Here is a 17,209-nt window from a genome sequence, read left to right on the forward strand (position 1 = left end):
CTCTTATGAGTTACTATATTTCAGTTTTTTGCTGGTTTACTTCCTCATGCCCCTTTATGAGTAACTACTTTTCACGTTTATGCTCTTTTTCTTGCTCATACCTTTCCCGTTACTTCAATAAGGAGAAAATAAAACAATTCGATCGCTTCATACAAACTCAATACAAATAAAAAGGACATTTTACTTAAAAAAATGTCCTTTTTACCAATTACATCATATTTAGGTTGTATAACTATCAAACTCTCAGTTTTTACTTTGATTAGCAAGTGCCATTTCTTTAACTTGTTCTTCAGTTAAGTCATAGAACTTAAGGAAGATGAATAATGCAATTAAACATCCAACCGCTCCACCTAGATTAAATGTCGCCCATAAGGATTTAAGAGTAGTAGCAGTTTGAGTAACGGCATGTCCATTTGTTGCTGCTTTATAGCCTGCAATACCGATGATCCACATTCCAAGTCCTCCGGATATTGCTCCAATAATTTTAGAACTGAATGTTTGTGTTGCAAATATAACTGCTTCAAAACGTGTACCATTTTTATAGCAATCATATTCAACTGAATCAGCAAAGAACATTGGAAAAATAACAAGCTGCGGTGCTATTAACATTGCTTTAAGAACTGAAACACCTAAAAATAATCCGAAATTTTCGTATGCAACAAAGTATGTGACAATTGATAGTAATGCATTTGCAGCTAAAGCAAAAGACATAAGTTTAATTTTTCCATATTTGTTTACTAACTTTGGAACAAATGGAGCAACAAGAACTACAGGTAAAATTCCAATTCCAAGAATAAGTGAAACTTTAGTTGCGTCCTTATAAATATCAGTAGCCACAAAAGGTGCTAAAGTGTTTGTAAAGTTAACTCCGTTTGCAATGATATTTACGATTACGATTGTTTTTAAATATTTGTTATTAAATAGTGAATGTAAGATTTCTTTAATTGCAGGTTCTTTCTTATTTGATTTAACTCGTTCTTTTACAAATCTTGTCATTGACATGACTACAAATGCAATGATTGAAAAAATTAATACAGAAATCATGTAATTGTTATCAGTTGCCTTTAAAACGCTTGGGAATGCAGCTACTGCAACAAGTATACCGACAATACCAGTAATTTGATTGTTTGCAAGTAAAACTGTTCGTTCTTCAGGGTTTGGTGTGATCACCGTTGAAAATGCGAATGCAGGAGCATCTGCAGCAGCATAAAGTGTACCCCATACTAAATATGTGACAGCTGCATAACCAATACGTACACCTTCAGAAGCTGCAAGTAATTGATGACTAAATCCGAAACAAAGAAAAGTCATAATAGGTACAGTAATTGAAGCTAGATTTATCCAAGGTTTAAATTTTCCACTTTTTAAATTTAGTCGTTCGATAATTGTTGCGAGAGTTGGATCTACAAATGCATCCCAAATTCTTGCTAGTAAAAGAATACTACCTACAGTTGTTGCACTGATTCCTAAAACACTAGTATAATAAACTGCTAAAAATGAAGATACAATGAAGAAAATAATATTTTGCCCAAAGAAATATGAGCTGTACATGAAACGCTCTGATTTTTTTGTAACAAAGGCATTTTTCGGTTTAGCATTTTTTTCTATAATTATTCGTTCATTTACAACTGAATTTTTCCCCATATTCCCACTCCCCATATCTTACTGATTACATTGTTTGTTTTAATAGTTCCGCTGCTGTTTTTTCGTCAAAAATATTATTTAAAAACTTAGAGATCATCACTTGTTTTTCTTTTTCATCTAACCCCATATCAACATCGCTATTTTGAAGAAATTGAAACATCATCATCAAGAACTGTTTCGCTTCTTCCTGAGCAGCCTGGCCGTTAATTGTTGCTGCTTCAAATGGAGCATGATTTAAAGTAATTAAGTTTAAATCTTCCATATATACTTTTAAACGTGATAGGAAATCTTCATAGTTTCTCTCGATCGTCCATGCTGATTCTGCAATTGCATTTATTCTAGGAGAAATCATAAATTCCAATATTTCTGGTTTAGTTACTCTTTCAGTCCAAATTGCCCCTTCAATTCCAAACACATTTGAAGCATTTAACGCAGGATTAGGTTGATATTCATAAGTTTTCTGTAATGTTACAATTGAATACGGATAATCAAAATAGCAATTAAACAATTCAGAGAAAATGACTTCCTGTCCATTTTCAAAGTATGGCTTGCAATAGCTTTCCTCAGTAAATTCAACCCAATATTGTGTTATCAAGTTGTTTTCTACTTCTTTAGATCTTAATGTTTCATTCCAACAAACGACCTGTTTACCATGTTGATTTAAATGAGCTGTTATTCGTTTAGTAAATGCATATTGCAGATCATCATAACTATCGATGTTATTTTTTTTCATAAGTGCTAAACAATGAGGACAGGTTTTCCAATTTGTTTTTGGTACTTCATCTCCACCTATATGGAATTTTGATGAAGAGAACAGCTGAACGATTTCATCTAATAGATTAAATATCCAAGTATATGTTGATTCTTTTCCAGGACAGAGAACTGTCTTATACACACCAGCACTACTTGCTAATTCTACTCTTTCCTCAAAGCAGCTAAGACTTGGATTAGCAATTAACATGGCAGTGACATGTCCAGGCATATCGATTTCTGGTATAACTTCTACCCCTCTAGCTTGCGCATATTTGATAACTTCTCTTATCTCATCTTGCGTATAATACTCCTGATTTTCAGTTAATTTAGGATATACTTTAGATTCAATTCTCCAGCCTTGGTCATCGGATAAATGCCAATGCAACACATTTAATTTATTTAACGACATTTCTTCGATAATCTTTTTCATTACATCCACGTCGAAGAAATTTCTACTAACATCTACAAGTAATCCTCTATGCTTATATTTCGGATAATCTGTAAAAATAACTCCGTCTAGTTTTCGATTAGAAGTTTTGACTACTTCGACAATTAATACATATAGAGTAGTAAGAGCATTTTTTATTCCGGAGTCATCATTTGAGAATACTTTTATTTGATCAATAGAAATATCAATCTTATAACCACTTTCTTCAACTGTTGGATCCTTTATTAATTCAATATCAGCATTTGTATTTAAATCGGTTTCCGACACTAAAATGTCACATTTTGACTTTATTCTATCCGAAAATACCTCGATCCCAGCATCAATGAAGTCTTTATTTCTAATCGAAAGTGTTTCTTTTATAGCGAAACAATTCTTTTCATTTAATTCGATTTTACCGTTGATCTTTGGTATTAAATTCATAAAGTCCCCTGCTTTCATTGTTAAATTTTTGGGTATTCTTTTCGGTTTAACAATCCACTTTTTTTCAAATATTATAATTGTCAAACCTTGAAAACCCTTTCATTTTGTTGTATCTAAAATATATAATAATCGAAAAGAGTAATTTGATATTTTTTTGTGCATTTTGATAAAATCTTGCTCAAAATTGTGAGGTACTTCTTTGAAAAATTATAAACTCATAAACATATCTGAACTAAAAATAAAAGCAAACAGTTTCCATATTGTGTCTGGATTAGACGTTATAGGCATTGATTTTGATTTCAATATCGTTTTTTCTTTTACTTCATCTAATCATAAAAATGACCATCATAATTTCCTAATGGATTCACTTGAAACAATTAAATTGAAATTAGATTCTATTTTAGAAACTAAAAATAATTATTTTAAACTTTATTGGCAAGAAATTCTCTTATATCATGTTTTTTTTATCAAAAACGAAAATGAAAATTTGCTAATTATTCTTGGCTCAGATATAGGATTAGATCGTCGTATAGATTTGCCATCAGAATCAGATTGGTATAGTAAATCGGAGCATTTTTTGAAATTATTACAATGGATCATCGAGCCTTATTCTACTGTTGCTTTCACTGAACCAGAACAGTATCATCTTGAAGGAAAAGAAGGACATCAACCTCCTTTTGTTCCCGACGTTTCTTTAATTGAACTTTATTATGAGAATGAATCTTTACATGCTACCACCGAGGAATTTGAAGAATTTAAATCGATATTGGTAGGAGGAAAATTGGGGGAATTAGAAAAACGATTTAATTTTACTAAGGTACTTGAATCAATCGATCAAATCGAGTTAGCAAAAGGAGACTCTTTAAGATCAATGAAAAATCATTTTATAGCCGCTTGTGGAATAATCTCCCAATATGCAATTGATTCTGGTTCAGATAATGAATATGCAAGAACTTTAGCGGATAAATATATTAATTTAGTTGAAAGGTTAACTTCGAAACTTGATATTTTTAAATTAATGAAAGAAATGATCTTAAAATTTTCAGAATGTATTGTCCATTTTTCTAATCCGAATTACTCAAGTCTAACAAAAAAAATTATTCTTTATTTGAATGCAAACTTTTATGAAAATATTACTTTACAAGATGTAGCCAAAGAATTTAATATAAGTTCTTCTCACCTTTCAAAAAAATTAAATAAAGAAACAGGTATGTCATTTAATGATAATTTAAATAAAATTAGAATAAACGAAAGTAAAAAGTTACTACTTCATACCGATAAGTCTATTTTAGATGTAGCGATTGCAGTGGGCTTTAACTATCAAAATCATTATGGTAAAGTTTTTAAGCAAATTGTAGGAGTTTCACCAAATGCATTTCGTAATCATCGTACTAAGTAAAATTTTTAATTTATATTTCTAAGTAGTTCAAAAGGAGCCAATTATTTGGTTCCTTTTTTATTTTCAATAAGTTGTTGTAAATAGAAATTATTCCTTTTCATTTTTTTAGACTATATTGAAAAGGTAAATTGTGGGTATCCTAACTGTTAGAATCGAATGCCATAGACCATTTATTATGGTCCTTTAGTAAGCTAGACATTTATATTTAGGACGTGAGATTATGTCAGAGACAGATATGTCAAAATACGAGAAGAAAATTGAAGTTCGAAATATACGTATGGAAGATATTAGTGAAATTATGAAGTTATCAAACCGTTGTTTTCCAGGTATGGAAGGATGGAAAAGAGAACAATTAGAAAGTCATATTCGCATTTTTCCTGAAGGCCAGTTTTGTGTAGAGTATGAAGATAAAATTATTGGTTCTTGTTCAAGTTTAATGGTTGACTTCGATGAATATGATGACCAGCATACTTGGAACGTCATAACTGATAATGGTTATATTACAAACCATGATCCGAATGGATTTAATTTATATGGAATTGAAGTTATGGTTGATCCAGAATACCGTCGTATGAAAATTGGCCATCGTCTTTACGAAGCACGAAAGGAATTGGCTCGACAATTAAATCTTCAAAGCATTATCATTGGTGGTCGAATCCCAAATTATCATAAGCATAGAGATGAAATGTCACCACGTGAATATGTAGCAGCAGTAGAAAAGCATAGTATTTATGATCCTGTTTTATCATTCCAATTAATGGAAGGCTTTACAATTAAACGGATTAATACACGTTACCTTCCCGATGATAAGGCATCAGATTCATTTGCCACTTTGATGGAATGGAGTAATATTGACTATCTTCCAAAATCTAAACGTGTTTATCGTGCATCATTCCCAGTTAGAATTTGCGCAATACAATACATGATGAAAAAAATCGATTCATTCTCTGATTTTACGAAGCAAATTGAGTATTATGTTGACGTCGCCGCTGACTTCGGTTCCGATTTTGCTGTTTTCCCAGAGTTGTTTACAACACAATTGATGTCTTTTCTTGAAGAAAAACGCCCTGATCAGGCTGTTCGTAGGCTAGCAACCTATACTGAGCAATATATTGAACTTTTTACAGAACTTGCTGTACGCTACAATGTCAATATTGTAGGGGGATCTCACTTCGTTGAGGAAGATGGTAATATCTACAATGTTGCTTATCTATTTAGACGCGATGGTACGATTGAAAAGCAATTAAAAATTCATGCAACTCCTAATGAGAGAAAATGGTGGGGAATTTCAGAAGGTAACGAAATCCATGTGTTTGACACAGATTGTGGAAAAATCGCTATCCAAATATGCTATGATATCGAATTTCCGGAACTTGCTCGTATTGCAGTTGATCAAGGGGCAAATATCATTTTCGTTCCATTTTGTACGGATGATCGCCAAGGTTATCTCCGTGTTCGTTATTGCGCTCAAGCAAGAGCAATCGAGAACCAAGTATATACTTGTATCGCAGGCACAGTTGGGAACTTAACACATGTTCAAAACATGGATATTCAATATGCTCAATCTGGTATTTTTTCCCCTTCTGATTTTGGCTTCGCAAGAGATGGCATTGTTGGTGAATGTGATGCAAATGTTGATACTGTCGTAGTCGGAGATGTTGACCTTGAAAAATTAAGACGTTCCCGAAATACTGGATCAGTCCGTCAACTACGCGATCGACGTCGTGATTTGTATCGAATTGAATTTAAGAATTTAAAGCTAGAATAAAGAACTTGATTGATAAAAAAAGAATTAAGCTCAGTCTAAAATAGTATGCTGAGCTTAATTTATTTTTTAAATTCGATTTATATCCTTATCTTTTTGTTTATTTAGACACATCTATTACTAACCCTTAATCTACTGAAAAGTAATTTTTTGACATTTTTAGACAATGACCAAAATCTCTACTATTCTAAAAAAATGTTAAACTGAGTATTTTTTACTAAAAATTTTTAAAAAGTACAAATTTATGTACGGTAACGTTTTTTTATGATATGTTTACATTATAATTTGATTATTCAGAAATAATTACAATTTTATTTTATATGTCGAAATTTCGTATATTTTTTATTATTTCTAATGAGATCTTTTTGATATGAGGAGTGAAAGCTTTGGAATTTAACGATGTATTACATGGGCACAGATCAATTAGAGAATATGAGGATAAGGAAGTAAGTCAAGAACTGTTAGATCAAATATTAGATGCAGGTATTCGTGCGTCTTCAAGTGGCAATATGCAATCTTATTCGATTATTGTCACAAAAGACAAGGAAATTAGAAAGAAATTATATTCTGCTCATATGGAGCAATCAATGGTTATTGATGCACCTATTCTTTTAACTTTTTGTGTGGATTTTAATCGAATGAGAAAATGGCTTACACTTAATGATGCACCCGTACATTTTGATAATTTCATGAGCTTCATGATTGGTGCGATAGATGCTACTTTGGCATCCCAAAACTGTGCTTTAGCAGCTGAGAACGCAGGACTTGGTCTATGTTATATGGGCTCTACGCTTGCAAATTGTAATCAAATTGGAGAAATTCTTAACTTACCACCAAATGTCGTACCAGTTGTAGGATATTCATTAGGCTATCCAAAAGAAACTCCGGCATTACGTGACCGACTTCCAAGACAAGGTCTAGTTCATTATGAACAATATAATGATTATTCAGATGAAGATATTCTTGAAATCTATAAAGAAAGAAATGAAAAAGGCTGGCAACGTTACATGGACGTTCCGAAGCTTAAAGAAATGACAGAACGACTAGGATTAAAGAATTTAGCTCAAATTTATACGATTGCAAAGTATACACAAGAATCTCATCATGAATATTCTCAAACAGTTCTAGAATATTTAGAGCAGCAAAATTTTATGAATAATAAATGATAGTTAAGAATTAAAAAGTCGATNNATCGACTTTTTAATTCTTAATTATTTTATAGATTAATAGTTATTCTTCTCATTTATAAAGATATACATATAAACTAATATCCTCTTGTTTAATGTTATAATTCTTAAATTCAGTTTCATTTATAAACATCTCAAAATTTTCTTTTGTATAAGAACCTTTCTTCAGGAAAGTTTTAAATGCAAATTTTACAAAATACTTATCAAACCCCGTCATTCCAGTTTTTTTAATTTCACCTTCAATATCTTGTGAAGTTGCATTAAAATTCATATCGATTATAAGAGATGTTCCACCTGGTTTTAATACCCTGTACATTTCTTTGAGTGCTTTTACTGGATCCATAAAGTTCTTAAATGCTGCACTGCAAACAATAAAATCAAATGTGTTATCATCACAAGGTAGATTTGATGCATTACCCTCTTTAAAATCTACTAAAACATTTGCTTCCTTTGCATTATTTTTTTCGATGTTAACAAAATCTGGACTTAACTCTACTCCTGTAACTTCAAAACCCATTTTTGCAAGCTCAATAGATAAATATCCTGGTCCAGGAGCTACTTCTAAAATCCTTGCACCTTCTTGAACTAAAGATTTAATTTCGGATGCATATTCTTGCATTTGTGTTAGGCGACTTTTTCGTGAGTTTTTGTCATACCATTTTGCTGTATACCCATAAATTCCAACATCTTTTTTCTTGCGCATATTTTTCATCATCATTTCCACCCTATCTCTTTTTAATGTTATCAATCATTGTTCACAAGCATTGTTCACAAGCATTATTATTTAAATTTATTAGATTTAGCTAGTAGGTAATTTGTTTGAACTTTAAAGTGGTTTATATTTCTAGTACAATAAGAGAACAAAAACGTCTAACAACGTTAGTTATCTAACATCGTTAGATTAACATCTAACACTGTTAGAGTCAATGACAATTATTAAATTTTTGGAGAGATATTATGGCGATAACGAAAGAAGCAATTGTAAAAGCATCCCTCGATATTTTAAATCGTGACGGAATAAGTAATTTATCGATGCGTACTTTGGCAAAGGAGCTTGAGATCAAAGCTGCATCCTTATATTGGCATATTAAAGATAAACAAGCTTTGTATGATTTAATTGCTGAGCACTTAAATAATGAAATTGTCCTACCTGAAGAATTAGATGATGCAAAGGAAGCTTTAACAGCTCTAGCATTTGAAGTGCGAAGAGTTTTATTAAAGACACGAGATGCAGTTGAAGTTTTTGCGCAATCAATGCCAACTACACCGAGTAGATTAAAAGCAGTAAAATTCACTTTAGAAAATTTAACTAAATACGGTGTATCTGATCAAAACTGTCTAGTTGCGGGTAACCTTTTTAACAATTATGTTTTATCATTTGTAGCAGATGAACATCGTGCAAAACAGTTCACATACACTCCCGAAGAAGTAACTGCATTTACATCATTTTTTGGTGAACAGTATCATTATAGTTTTGATTTTGAAGAACAATTTCTATATGGATTAAGGGTAATATTTGCAGGATTACATACTGAATAAATAAAAAAAGTCACATCATACTTTCGATGTGACTTTTTGAAATAGTATTTAGAATTTACATCAAATTTTTATCCGGATTTTTTTCAGTCATATGTTTTGCTCTTTAATCAAACCGTACTGTATCAAAACCATCCAATATGTCTTCTAATTCAGTTAAAAAATTTAATTGGACTGGACCTGGAATTTGCTCCATCCATTTTTTAACTTCAGGTAACTCTTCAGCATCTTCTATATTTGTTGGTTTTGGATCAAGCGTTTCCCACCATTTCTTCATTTCATCAATAAATTCATAGAAGTAGCGTTCGAATCTTTCTGCCCATTCTGCTCCTTCATCATCCGTCGTTTTTTGCATCATGCTCCAAGCTTCCAACATTGTTTCAAAGTATTCATCAATCTTTTTCATGATATTTTCCTTTCTCTGTAAAAGTACTACTTTCTCTATTATATTAACTTTTTCAAGCTTTAACTTCTCGGAAAATTGATTAGAATCAATTTAATGTGTTGGTCTTTTTTCAATTCAATAACCACACCCGTGATTTAAAATCTTGGTCGATCATTATTATGTGTCTGTCTAGTAATTTCTTCATGTAATTTTTGACTTTCTGTTTTATCTGGCGCTTTTGTTCCGTACTTTTTTTGCATAAAGAATCCAAATGAAATTGCTACAACTATAAACCCCCAAAATAGATAGCCAAATAGTGTCATTTCAATCACTCCTATCATCAATTGTATAGGCAAAATAAAAATCGACTAACCGTCGATCCTGTTGTTAAAGTTCATTTATAATACTGCTATGTTGACTATTTTATAACCTATGAATTAATTCGATTATTCCAGGTATTAATATCATAATGATTGAGCAAGAAATTAATAAATTTGTGACTATTTTAGTTAATTTCTCCCTTCCTTTTCCATTATACCATCCACTGAATTGTATTTTATTTCGATACATGACAAATAGTAAAACAAGTATACCAAAATAACACCACCATCCAGTATGCGTAAGATTCACACCAAATTCATTATATATTTCTGATACAACTGTTGATAATAAAGCACCAAGTAACCCAAAGATCAATATGATTCTAATCACTTCTAGTATTAGTCCAAGTGAAACGGATAATGCCTTCATTTAATGCCTCCAATAATCTTTTAATCTTTTTTTAATATATTCCTATGTATTTATTATTCGGTATTTGGTATTTTTACCCTTTTTTAATTTTACAAACTTGATAAATAACTATGTGAGATTAAAGAATAAAGTGTAAATAGTTAGAAAATACTATTGAAAGGTTTTTAATGTTCAGGGGGGATACTTTGTTTAGTCAGGTCGTAAAATCTATACCTAATTTACTTACAATCGGAAATTTAGTTTGTGGTGTTCTATCAATTACGCTTAATATGAGTGGTTTAATAATGTTGTCCTCAATTTTTATTTTTATCGCTGCTATTTTTGATCTTCTTGACGGAAGAGTTGCAAGGAAACTAAAAGTGAACAGTGAATTTGGTGTAGAGCTAGATTCTTTAGCGGATATTGTTAGTTTCGGCGTTGCCCCTGCGCTTTTATTTCATTCCATTTCGGCACCATCAATCTTAACCTCGCTTGCATTTATCCTTTTTCCTACGATGGGGGCATTAAGATTAGCAAAATTTAGTGCTAAACCAACCATAGGTTATTTTAAGGGTTTACCTATTCCTGCCGCTGGTTTACCTTTAGCTGGTATGGGAATGTTTTTTTATAGTAATGCATGGATTACTTTAATTCTTGCTTTCTTAATGGTTAGTCCAATTAGATTTAAAAAGCTTTAACAAACTTCAATCTAAAATGCTATTACCTTCTGAAGAGGAAATAGCATTTTTTATTTTTATTGAAATATTTTTGTCGCATAACATTACTTATTATTAAATGAAATGATTGCATTTTTTAAAGTGTAGAGTTTTGCTGTGAAAATATAAAGTTGATTATAATTATTTTCCACGTATTCATCAATAATGCTAATTCCTTTTATAAAGTTCTCGATTAATAAATATGTATATTTTCCATCCCATGCGAACCGATTAATTCTGAACAGTTCATCTGCCAATACTTGGAACCTAAATTCTTCAATTAATAGTTTTATTTGATATATTTTGTCTTTATTATTAGTAGATGTGTATTTACTATTTTCATAACTATTATGTACTAATTTAACGAAATCATTTATATCCTCAGCCAACATATTCGCTTTTTGCATCTCAAATTTCATTTCTCCATCCCCTAAAGTGTTAAAAATATACATCACTAGAGTGTATGTTATTATTTTAAATCATATCACAAACTATCCAATTATTCCCGTATCCTACTTCTTCATGGAAAAAGCATCTTTTAAAATACTAAAGAGGTCAATTCAATACCTTGGCGGGCTAGTATTTACAATATCCAATGTTCTCGGAAATTATAAAAATAGATTGATAATAAATCCTGCAAGACCAATCAAAGCTGCATAGCGTTTAGTTTTTATGTTGGTTTTAGGACGCATTACCAATAAATATAAGACAAAGCCTAAAGGTATGCTAAAAGTATTTATATAAAATTTGAAAGTACCTAAAAACCAATATCCAAATATTTTCCAACCCATCTTCGTCTCTTCTTTATTTTCTCTCTTTTGATAAACCAACACTAACAATACAATAGTGACGAAAAACTCCAGTATCCCTAAATTATCCATTACCTTTCCCCTCTCACGTTTCAATCTATTTTAAATTTAAAATTCAATAAACTCTATACTTTCGATAAACTTTTTTAAAATTAAGTTAGCACTAAAAGTTTACGAAGTTATATCACTTACTAATTAATTTCGATTGTGAAATACGGTAGATTATTCAAAATAAGTAAAATTTTGCTATCAGTAGCCTTCATTCGAATATATAATATAAAGTGTGAAATTGTTCGATTCGAACTTTCACTCCATCAAATCGTAATTCCTTATTTATCTGCCAAGTTAGATAAAGGAGGAAGTAAAATGCAAAAATTGATTTATATGATTGGAATTCCTGGTAGTGGGAAAAGTGAAATGGCAAAACAAATCGCCAACAAAGAAAAAGCCATTATTTTATCCACTGATGAGTTACGTCAAACACTATTCTTTAATGTGAATAAGCAAAAAAGGACGAATCTTTTGTATATGGAATTATACAAAAGAGCCAATCGTTTACTTGCTGAAGGGAAAAGTGTTCTCATTGATGCTACAAATATTGAACGTGAAAGACGAATGAAAGCATTAAGTAAATTCGTAGATGTTCACAAAGAGTGCTATTACATGGATGTGCCGTATGAGGTTTGTATAGACCGTAATAACAAGAGAAAGCGTGTTGTAGAAGATCGAATTCTTGTTAAGATGAGGAAGAATCTTGATTTTCCTTTAAAAAATGAAGGATGGGATATCATCCATACAGTTCATGAGCCATTTTCATATGAAATGACGAAAGAAGAATTAACAAATCTATTAGTAAGTGAAGTTTCATATGAAGAGTTATTCGATAAGCTCAATAAAGTACCGTTTTTTCAAGCAATGAAAGGTTTTGATCAAGAGAATCCGTTTCATTCAATGACGTTATGTCAACACACATACGGACTTATTGAGTACATTAATGAAATGTACGAAGAGAAAGATAAACTAATTCTGCAAATGGCAGCTCTGTTTCATGATGTTGGGAAGGTATTCTGTAAGACGTATAAGGTTACCAAAGGGTATTATTCATACTTTGGTCATGAAAAAGTTTCTTCACAAATTGCATTTCATTTTTTAACGGAGCTAAGGTTTGAAGATGAATTTATTCAAGCTGTAGTTGGAATCATCGAAATGCACATGTTAATTAACTACGGTGGTAACGAAGGAGCAACTGAAATTTATCACTTACTTGGGGATGAATTACTCGCAAAACTTTATTTCTTTCGTGAAGCAGATACGTTTGCGAAGTGAGGTGTTAGATGATGAAAATTAAGTATCCAAAGACATTTCATTTACCTTGGTCAGAATCTAAAACTTCTGATGATAAAACCCTTCATAATATTGACCACTTTATTGGAAAAGAAGTTGTTGTAACAGAAAAAATAGATGGTGAAAATTGCTCGATTTACCGAGATGGGATTCACGCAAGATCGACTGATAGCCTAGACCATCCATCCAGACATTGGGTTAAAATGCTACAAGCTACGATTGGTTATCAAATCCCCGAAAAATGGCGAGTTTGTAGGGAAAATGTATTTGCAATGCATTCGATTCTTTATGAGGAACTAGATAGTTATTTTTATGTTTTTTCGATCTGGGACGAACAAAATAAGTGTCTATCTTGGGAAGAAACGATTTTATGGTCCAAATTATTAGGTCTAAAAACGGCACCGGTTTTATACAAGGGTGTATTTAATGAAGAAGCTATAAAAGCTTGTTATACAAAAAAGTCAAATTTAGGCGGAGAACAAGAAGGATACATTATACGATTAACTGATGGATTTCAATACGATGATTTTAAACACTCGGTTTCAAAGTTTGTTCGAAAAAACCATGTGCAGACAGATAAACATTGGATGACCAAACAGATTAAAGCAAATCGACTAAAACAAGAATAGAAGAGATTATTTTTCTCCTATAAAAAACTTTTATTGAAAGGAATGAGAACAATGTAATTTGTTAATTTTATAAAAATATCGGATATAAGCAATAAGTATTCATCGATTAAGATTTGATTAATAGATGTAAAGGTAGTTTAACGATAGAACAACCATTTAAAATGGAAGGAATAGGTTCGACTCCCAGCCATTACACCAACATAAAGCAAGTACCCCTCTCTTTAAAAAAAACAAAAGAGACGCTATCCCTCAAAGAATCGCATCTCCAATCTTGCAATTAAAAAAACATTGATATAAAACCTATTTAATATAAGTTAAGCCGATTCGATTATTAAAAATTTGATTTCGATTTTTGAAAACAAATGATCCATCAACATAATCGATTACTAATTGGTCTTCGTATACATCTTCAAAATTTTTATTTACCATAAATTCAAACTGGTCTCCAATTATCATTTTTTCATTAGGACCACATTCTCTTTTATTAATAACTTTTATCTCATAAATGTTATTAACTACATCACAGCTTCCACGGTCAAATTCTAATTGAAGTATTTTATTTTGATCTACTGCGCCAAGTATTTCTTTGGCTGCATCAGTTATTTTAAAATCCATCTTAAAAGTCTCCTAATTTAGATTAAACGTTTAAAAATTTCACACATACTGCTTCAGGTACTTGTACGTCTGTTTGAAGCACTGTTAATTTTCCAGTAGTTTTATTTCTTGTATATAAAACTAGATTCCCTGACATTTCATTTGAACTAACTAAATAGTTCTCAGATGGATCTAAAACAAAATCTCTTGGCCAATTACCCTCACTTGAAGTAATTTCAACTAATTCAAGTTTACCAGTATCTTGATTTACACTAAATACTGTAATACTATTATGACCACGATTTCCCGCATATATGAATTGACCGTCTTTTGAAATATGGATGGCACTTCCTTGATTGTTTTCAGTAAAATCGCTAGGGATTGTAGAAATATATTGTAAATCTGTAAAGCTTCCATCTTCATTTAATTGTAGCGCAATTACTTCTGAACTAAGCTCCGTCATAATATAAGCGAACTTTCCATTCGGATGGAATGTGATATGACGTGGCCCACTTCCAGGTTTTACCGATAGACTGCTTACTTCAATTAAAGAATTGTTTTCAATTTTATATGTAATTAATTGATCGATTCCTAAATCAATTGCAACAACATATTTTTCATTTAATGTATAACCAGAAAAATGGGCATGAGGTTTTTCCTGACGTTCTTTATTCGGACCTGTTCCTTCATGTTGCATAATCGATTTAACATCACTAGCAAAACCATTTTCTTGATTGATTTTATATAATTCAATTGTACCTTTATGATAATTTGCTGTAACAATATTTTGCTTAGCTGAGTCAACACTAATATGACAAGGTGAAGCGCCTTCATTAAGCTGTTCATTTAATTTTTTAAGCTCTCCACTGTTTTCATCAATCGAATAAACAGCAATTCCACCTAAGTTTCCTTCTTTTTCAACAGCATATAGATTCTTATTGTCTACACTAATTGCTAAATAAGTTGGATTTTCTAATTCAGCAACCGGTTTAACATCAGTTATTCTTTCTTTTTCTGTATCAAGTGTAAATTGATAAATACCTTTACTTTCACTTTTTGTATATGTACCTACATAACCAACAAATTTCTGATTCGAATTCATTACTATTTCCTCCTCTATTCCTTGTTTTTATGTAAATACCCCCATTTCATAGCTACAAAATGAGTTTCAATGAAGATGGGGGCTTTATACTTATTAGATTTAAAGTTTGTTACAGATTATAATGATGTTTTTGCCCAGTCAGCAGCAAATTTTTCAATACCTTGATCTGTTAATGGGTGTTTAGATAATTGCTCAATTACACTGTAAGGAATTGTTGCGATATGAGCTCCAGCTAATGCTACACGAGTAACATGGTCTGGGTGACGAACTGACGCAGCAATGATTTGAGCGTCCAAATTATGAACTCGGAATAATTCAGCAATTTTAGCAACTAATAATACGCCATCTTCAGAAATATCGTCTAAACGACCTAAGAATGGAGATACATAAGTAGCACCTGCTCTAGCTGCTAATAATGCTTGGTTAACAGTAAAGATTAATGTTACGTTTGTTTTAACACCTTTTTTCGTTAAGTAGCGGCAAGCTTCTAAACCAGCAAGTGTCATTGGTAATTTAATTGTAATATTTTTATCTCCACCATTTATTTTAATAAGCTCGTCAGCTTCAGTAATCATTTCTTCAGCAGAAACTGCGTTTGGCGTTACTTCAGCAGAAACTGATTCTACTTCAGGTACTAATTTTAAAATTTCTTCGATACGGTCTTCGAATTTAACTCCTTCTTTTGCTACTAAAGATGGATTTGTCGTTACTCCAGATAATACGCCCAATTTATAAGCTTTTTGGATATCTTCTACATTAGCTGTGTCAATAAAAAATTTCATTTTTAAATTCCTCCAATTTTTAGGGATATTTCCTATTTTATACTTTATTTATTTCTTTTCAACTGCATGTCCACCAAATTCATTACGAAGAGCCGCAACAACTTTACCTGTGAACGTATCGTTATCTAATGAACGGTAGCGCATTAATAATGACATTGCAATAACTGGTGTAGCAGCTTGAAGGTCTAGAGCTGTTTCAATTGTCCATTTTCCTTCGCCAGATGAATGCATTACGCCTCTAATTTCATCAAGTTTAGCATCTTTTGAAAATGCATTTTCAGTTAATTCCATTAACCAAGAACGAATTACAGAACCATTATTCCATACTTTCGCAACTTTTTCATAATCATAATCAAAGTCACTTTTTTCTAATACTTCAAATCCTTCACCGATTGCAGCCATCATACCGTATTCGATACCATTATGAACCATTTTTAGGAAATGTCCACTACCAATTTTACCTGCGTATAGGAAACCATTTTCTACTGAAGTATCTTTAAAGATTGGTTCTACGATTTCCCAAGCTTCTTGGTCTCCACCAACCATATAACAAGCACCGTTACGCGCGCCTTCCATACCGCCTGAAGTACCAGCATCCATGAATCGGATACCATGTTCTTTTAATTCATCATAACGTCTAATAGACTCTTTATAATGTGAGTTTCCTGCTTCAATGATAATATCCCCTTCTGATAAGAATGGTTTAACATCATTAATGACAGAATCTACTACTCCATGTGGTACCATAATCCACAGAACTCTTGGAGTATCAAGATTTTTTACTAATTCTTCTAAGCTTGAAGTACCGACAGCACCAAAGCCTTTCATTTCCTCTACAGCAGCAGTATTTAAATCAAATGCTACTACTTCGTGATTATGATCCATTAAATTTTGACCTAAGTTTAGACCCATTTTTCCTAATCCAATTAAACCAACTTTCATTACGTTATCCTCCCATATTATCTAC

At 31.6% G+C, this 17,209-nt stretch carries 19 protein-coding genes; 7 read left to right on the forward strand and 12 right to left on the reverse strand.

Annotated elements, in window-relative coordinates; all coding sequences use genetic code 11:
* Positions 1-243: 243 nt before the first annotated feature.
* Complete coding sequence (locus COI44_RS00005; protein ID WP_179886943.1) at positions 244-1,644, reverse strand: MFS transporter; 1,401 nt, start codon at positions 1,642-1,644, stop codon at positions 244-246.
* Between the two features lie 25 nt (positions 1,645-1,669).
* Entirely contained in the window at positions 1,670-3,265 is a 1,596-nt protein-coding gene (locus COI44_RS00010) for a beta-N-acetylhexosaminidase (protein WP_179886944.1), read from the reverse strand.
* A 199-nt stretch (positions 3,266-3,464) separates the two neighbouring features.
* Between COI44_RS00010 and COI44_RS00015 the strand changes: the two genes are divergently transcribed.
* From COI44_RS00015 to COI44_RS00025, 3 genes are all read left to right on the forward strand, one after another.
* The gene (locus COI44_RS00015) at positions 3,465-4,664 is read left to right on the forward strand and encodes a helix-turn-helix transcriptional regulator (protein WP_098426098.1); all 1,200 of its coding nucleotides are present in this window, start codon (positions 3,465-3,467) and stop codon (positions 4,662-4,664) included.
* A gap of 220 nt (positions 4,665-4,884) precedes the next feature.
* Positions 4,885-6,432 carry a bifunctional GNAT family N-acetyltransferase/carbon-nitrogen hydrolase family protein gene (locus COI44_RS00020; RefSeq protein ID WP_069032142.1) on the forward strand — a complete coding sequence of 516 codons (1,548 nt, stop codon included), beginning with the start codon at positions 4,885-4,887 and terminating at the stop codon, positions 6,430-6,432.
* A 383-nt stretch (positions 6,433-6,815) separates the two neighbouring features.
* Positions 6,816-7,595 (forward strand): nitroreductase family protein, encoded by a 780-nt coding sequence (locus COI44_RS00025; protein WP_098426099.1) that lies wholly within the window; start codon positions 6,816-6,818, stop codon positions 7,593-7,595.
* Positions 7,596-7,668: 73 nt separating this feature from the next.
* Here COI44_RS00025 and COI44_RS00030 read toward each other — a convergent pair whose 3' ends face one another.
* Positions 7,669-8,364 (reverse strand): class I SAM-dependent methyltransferase, encoded by a 696-nt coding sequence (locus tag COI44_RS00030; RefSeq protein ID WP_286163674.1) that lies wholly within the window; start codon positions 8,362-8,364, stop codon positions 7,669-7,671.
* Between the two features lie 209 nt (positions 8,365-8,573).
* Between COI44_RS00030 and COI44_RS00035 the strand changes: the two genes are divergently transcribed.
* Positions 8,574-9,155: a TetR/AcrR family transcriptional regulator C-terminal domain-containing protein gene (locus COI44_RS00035; RefSeq protein ID WP_098426101.1), complete on the forward strand. Its 582-nt coding sequence runs from the start codon at positions 8,574-8,576 to the stop codon at positions 9,153-9,155.
* A 103-nt stretch (positions 9,156-9,258) separates the two neighbouring features.
* On the opposite strand, the gene COI44_RS00040 is transcribed toward COI44_RS00035, so the two are convergent.
* From COI44_RS00040 to COI44_RS00045, 3 genes are all read right to left on the reverse strand, one after another.
* Positions 9,259-9,558, reverse strand: coding sequence for a hypothetical protein (locus COI44_RS00040; RefSeq protein WP_098426102.1), 300 nt, complete (start codon positions 9,556-9,558; stop codon positions 9,259-9,261).
* A gap of 134 nt (positions 9,559-9,692) precedes the next feature.
* Positions 9,693-9,860: a hypothetical protein gene (locus COI44_RS23960; RefSeq protein WP_179886945.1), complete on the reverse strand. Its 168-nt coding sequence runs from the start codon at positions 9,858-9,860 to the stop codon at positions 9,693-9,695.
* Between the two features lie 100 nt (positions 9,861-9,960).
* Positions 9,961-10,287: a hypothetical protein gene (locus tag COI44_RS00045; protein ID WP_098426103.1), complete on the reverse strand. Its 327-nt coding sequence runs from the start codon at positions 10,285-10,287 to the stop codon at positions 9,961-9,963.
* A 185-nt stretch (positions 10,288-10,472) separates the two neighbouring features.
* Between COI44_RS00045 and pssA the strand changes: the two genes are divergently transcribed.
* A complete protein-coding gene (gene pssA, locus COI44_RS00050) occupies positions 10,473-10,964 on the forward strand; it encodes a CDP-diacylglycerol--serine O-phosphatidyltransferase (RefSeq protein ID WP_069032136.1) in 492 nt (163 codons plus the stop codon).
* Positions 10,965-11,047: 83 nt separating this feature from the next.
* On the opposite strand, the gene COI44_RS00055 is transcribed toward pssA, so the two are convergent.
* Positions 11,048-11,401, reverse strand: a complete 354-nt coding sequence (locus COI44_RS00055) for a hypothetical protein (RefSeq protein ID WP_098426104.1) — start codon at positions 11,399-11,401, stop codon at positions 11,048-11,050.
* A gap of 189 nt (positions 11,402-11,590) precedes the next feature.
* The gene (locus tag COI44_RS00060; RefSeq protein WP_098426105.1) at positions 11,591-11,863 is read right to left on the reverse strand and encodes a hypothetical protein; all 273 of its coding nucleotides are present in this window, start codon (positions 11,861-11,863) and stop codon (positions 11,591-11,593) included.
* Positions 11,864-12,157: 294 nt separating this feature from the next.
* Between COI44_RS00060 and COI44_RS00065 the strand changes: the two genes are divergently transcribed.
* Positions 12,158-13,117, forward strand: coding sequence for an AAA family ATPase (locus tag COI44_RS00065; RefSeq protein WP_098426106.1), 960 nt, complete (start codon positions 12,158-12,160; stop codon positions 13,115-13,117).
* An 11-nt stretch (positions 13,118-13,128) separates the two neighbouring features.
* The gene (locus COI44_RS00070; protein WP_483295446.1) at positions 13,129-13,764 is read left to right on the forward strand and encodes an RNA ligase family protein; all 636 of its coding nucleotides are present in this window, start codon (positions 13,129-13,131) and stop codon (positions 13,762-13,764) included.
* A gap of 300 nt (positions 13,765-14,064) precedes the next feature.
* Here the strand turns inward: COI44_RS00070 and COI44_RS00075 are convergent, their stop codons facing one another.
* The 4 genes from COI44_RS00075 to gnd form a co-directional block, all read right to left on the reverse strand.
* Positions 14,065-14,379 carry an iron-sulfur cluster biosynthesis family protein gene (locus tag COI44_RS00075; protein ID WP_098426108.1) on the reverse strand — a complete coding sequence of 105 codons (315 nt, stop codon included), beginning with the start codon at positions 14,377-14,379 and terminating at the stop codon, positions 14,065-14,067.
* Between the two features lie 22 nt (positions 14,380-14,401).
* Complete coding sequence (locus COI44_RS00080) at positions 14,402-15,460, reverse strand: lactonase family protein (RefSeq protein WP_098426109.1); 1,059 nt, start codon at positions 15,458-15,460, stop codon at positions 14,402-14,404.
* A gap of 116 nt (positions 15,461-15,576) precedes the next feature.
* A complete protein-coding gene (fsa, locus tag COI44_RS00085) occupies positions 15,577-16,242 on the reverse strand; it encodes a fructose-6-phosphate aldolase (RefSeq protein ID WP_098426110.1) in 666 nt (221 codons plus the stop codon).
* A gap of 48 nt (positions 16,243-16,290) precedes the next feature.
* The gene (gene gnd / locus COI44_RS00090; protein WP_098426111.1) at positions 16,291-17,184 is read right to left on the reverse strand and encodes a phosphogluconate dehydrogenase (NAD(+)-dependent, decarboxylating); all 894 of its coding nucleotides are present in this window, start codon (positions 17,182-17,184) and stop codon (positions 16,291-16,293) included.
* Positions 17,185-17,209 lie beyond the last annotated feature (25 nt).

Origin of the sequence: Bacillus sp. AFS088145, from assembly GCF_002564465.1 — a bacterium.
Lineage (GTDB): Bacteria > Bacillota > Bacilli > Bacillales > Bacillaceae_G > Gottfriedia.

Bases quoted from the DNA above. Each gene is read 5' to 3' on its own strand.
- COI44_RS00065 (WP_098426106.1), top strand. From the start codon at position 12,158: ATGCAAAAATTGATTTATATGATTGGAATTCCTGGTAGTGGGAAAAGT.
- COI44_RS00040 (WP_098426102.1), bottom strand. From the start codon at position 9,558: ATGAAAAAGATTGATGAATACTTTGAAACAATGTTGGAAGCTTGGAGC.
- COI44_RS00060 (WP_098426105.1), bottom strand. From the start codon at position 11,863: ATGGATAATTTAGGGATACTGGAGTTTTTCGTCACTATTGTATTGTTA.
- COI44_RS00020 (WP_069032142.1), top strand. From the start codon at position 4,885: ATGTCAGAGACAGATATGTCAAAATACGAGAAGAAAATTGAAGTTCGA.
- COI44_RS00045 (WP_098426103.1), bottom strand. From the start codon at position 10,287: ATGAAGGCATTATCCGTTTCACTTGGACTAATACTAGAAGTGATTAGA.
- COI44_RS00075 (WP_098426108.1), bottom strand. From the start codon at position 14,379: ATGGATTTTAAAATAACTGATGCAGCCAAAGAAATACTTGGCGCAGTA.
- COI44_RS00055 (WP_098426104.1), bottom strand. From the start codon at position 11,401: ATGAAATTTGAGATGCAAAAAGCGAATATGTTGGCTGAGGATATAAAT.
- COI44_RS00035 (WP_098426101.1), top strand. From the start codon at position 8,574: ATGGCGATAACGAAAGAAGCAATTGTAAAAGCATCCCTCGATATTTTA.
- gnd (WP_098426111.1), bottom strand. From the start codon at position 17,184: ATGAAAGTTGGTTTAATTGGATTAGGAAAAATGGGTCTAAACTTAGGT.
- COI44_RS00080 (WP_098426109.1), bottom strand. From the start codon at position 15,460: ATGAATTCGAATCAGAAATTTGTTGGTTATGTAGGTACATATACAAAA.
- fsa (WP_098426110.1), bottom strand. From the start codon at position 16,242: ATGAAATTTTTTATTGACACAGCTAATGTAGAAGATATCCAAAAAGCT.
- COI44_RS00010 (WP_179886944.1), bottom strand. From the start codon at position 3,265: ATGAATTTAATACCAAAGATCAACGGTAAAATCGAATTAAATGAAAAG.
- COI44_RS00070 (WP_483295446.1), top strand. From the start codon at position 13,129: ATGAAAATTAAGTATCCAAAGACATTTCATTTACCTTGGTCAGAATCT.
- COI44_RS23960 (WP_179886945.1), bottom strand. From the start codon at position 9,860: ATGACACTATTTGGCTATCTATTTTGGGGGTTTATAGTTGTAGCAATT.
- COI44_RS00005 (WP_179886943.1), bottom strand. From the start codon at position 1,644: ATGGGGAAAAATTCAGTTGTAAATGAACGAATAATTATAGAAAAAAAT.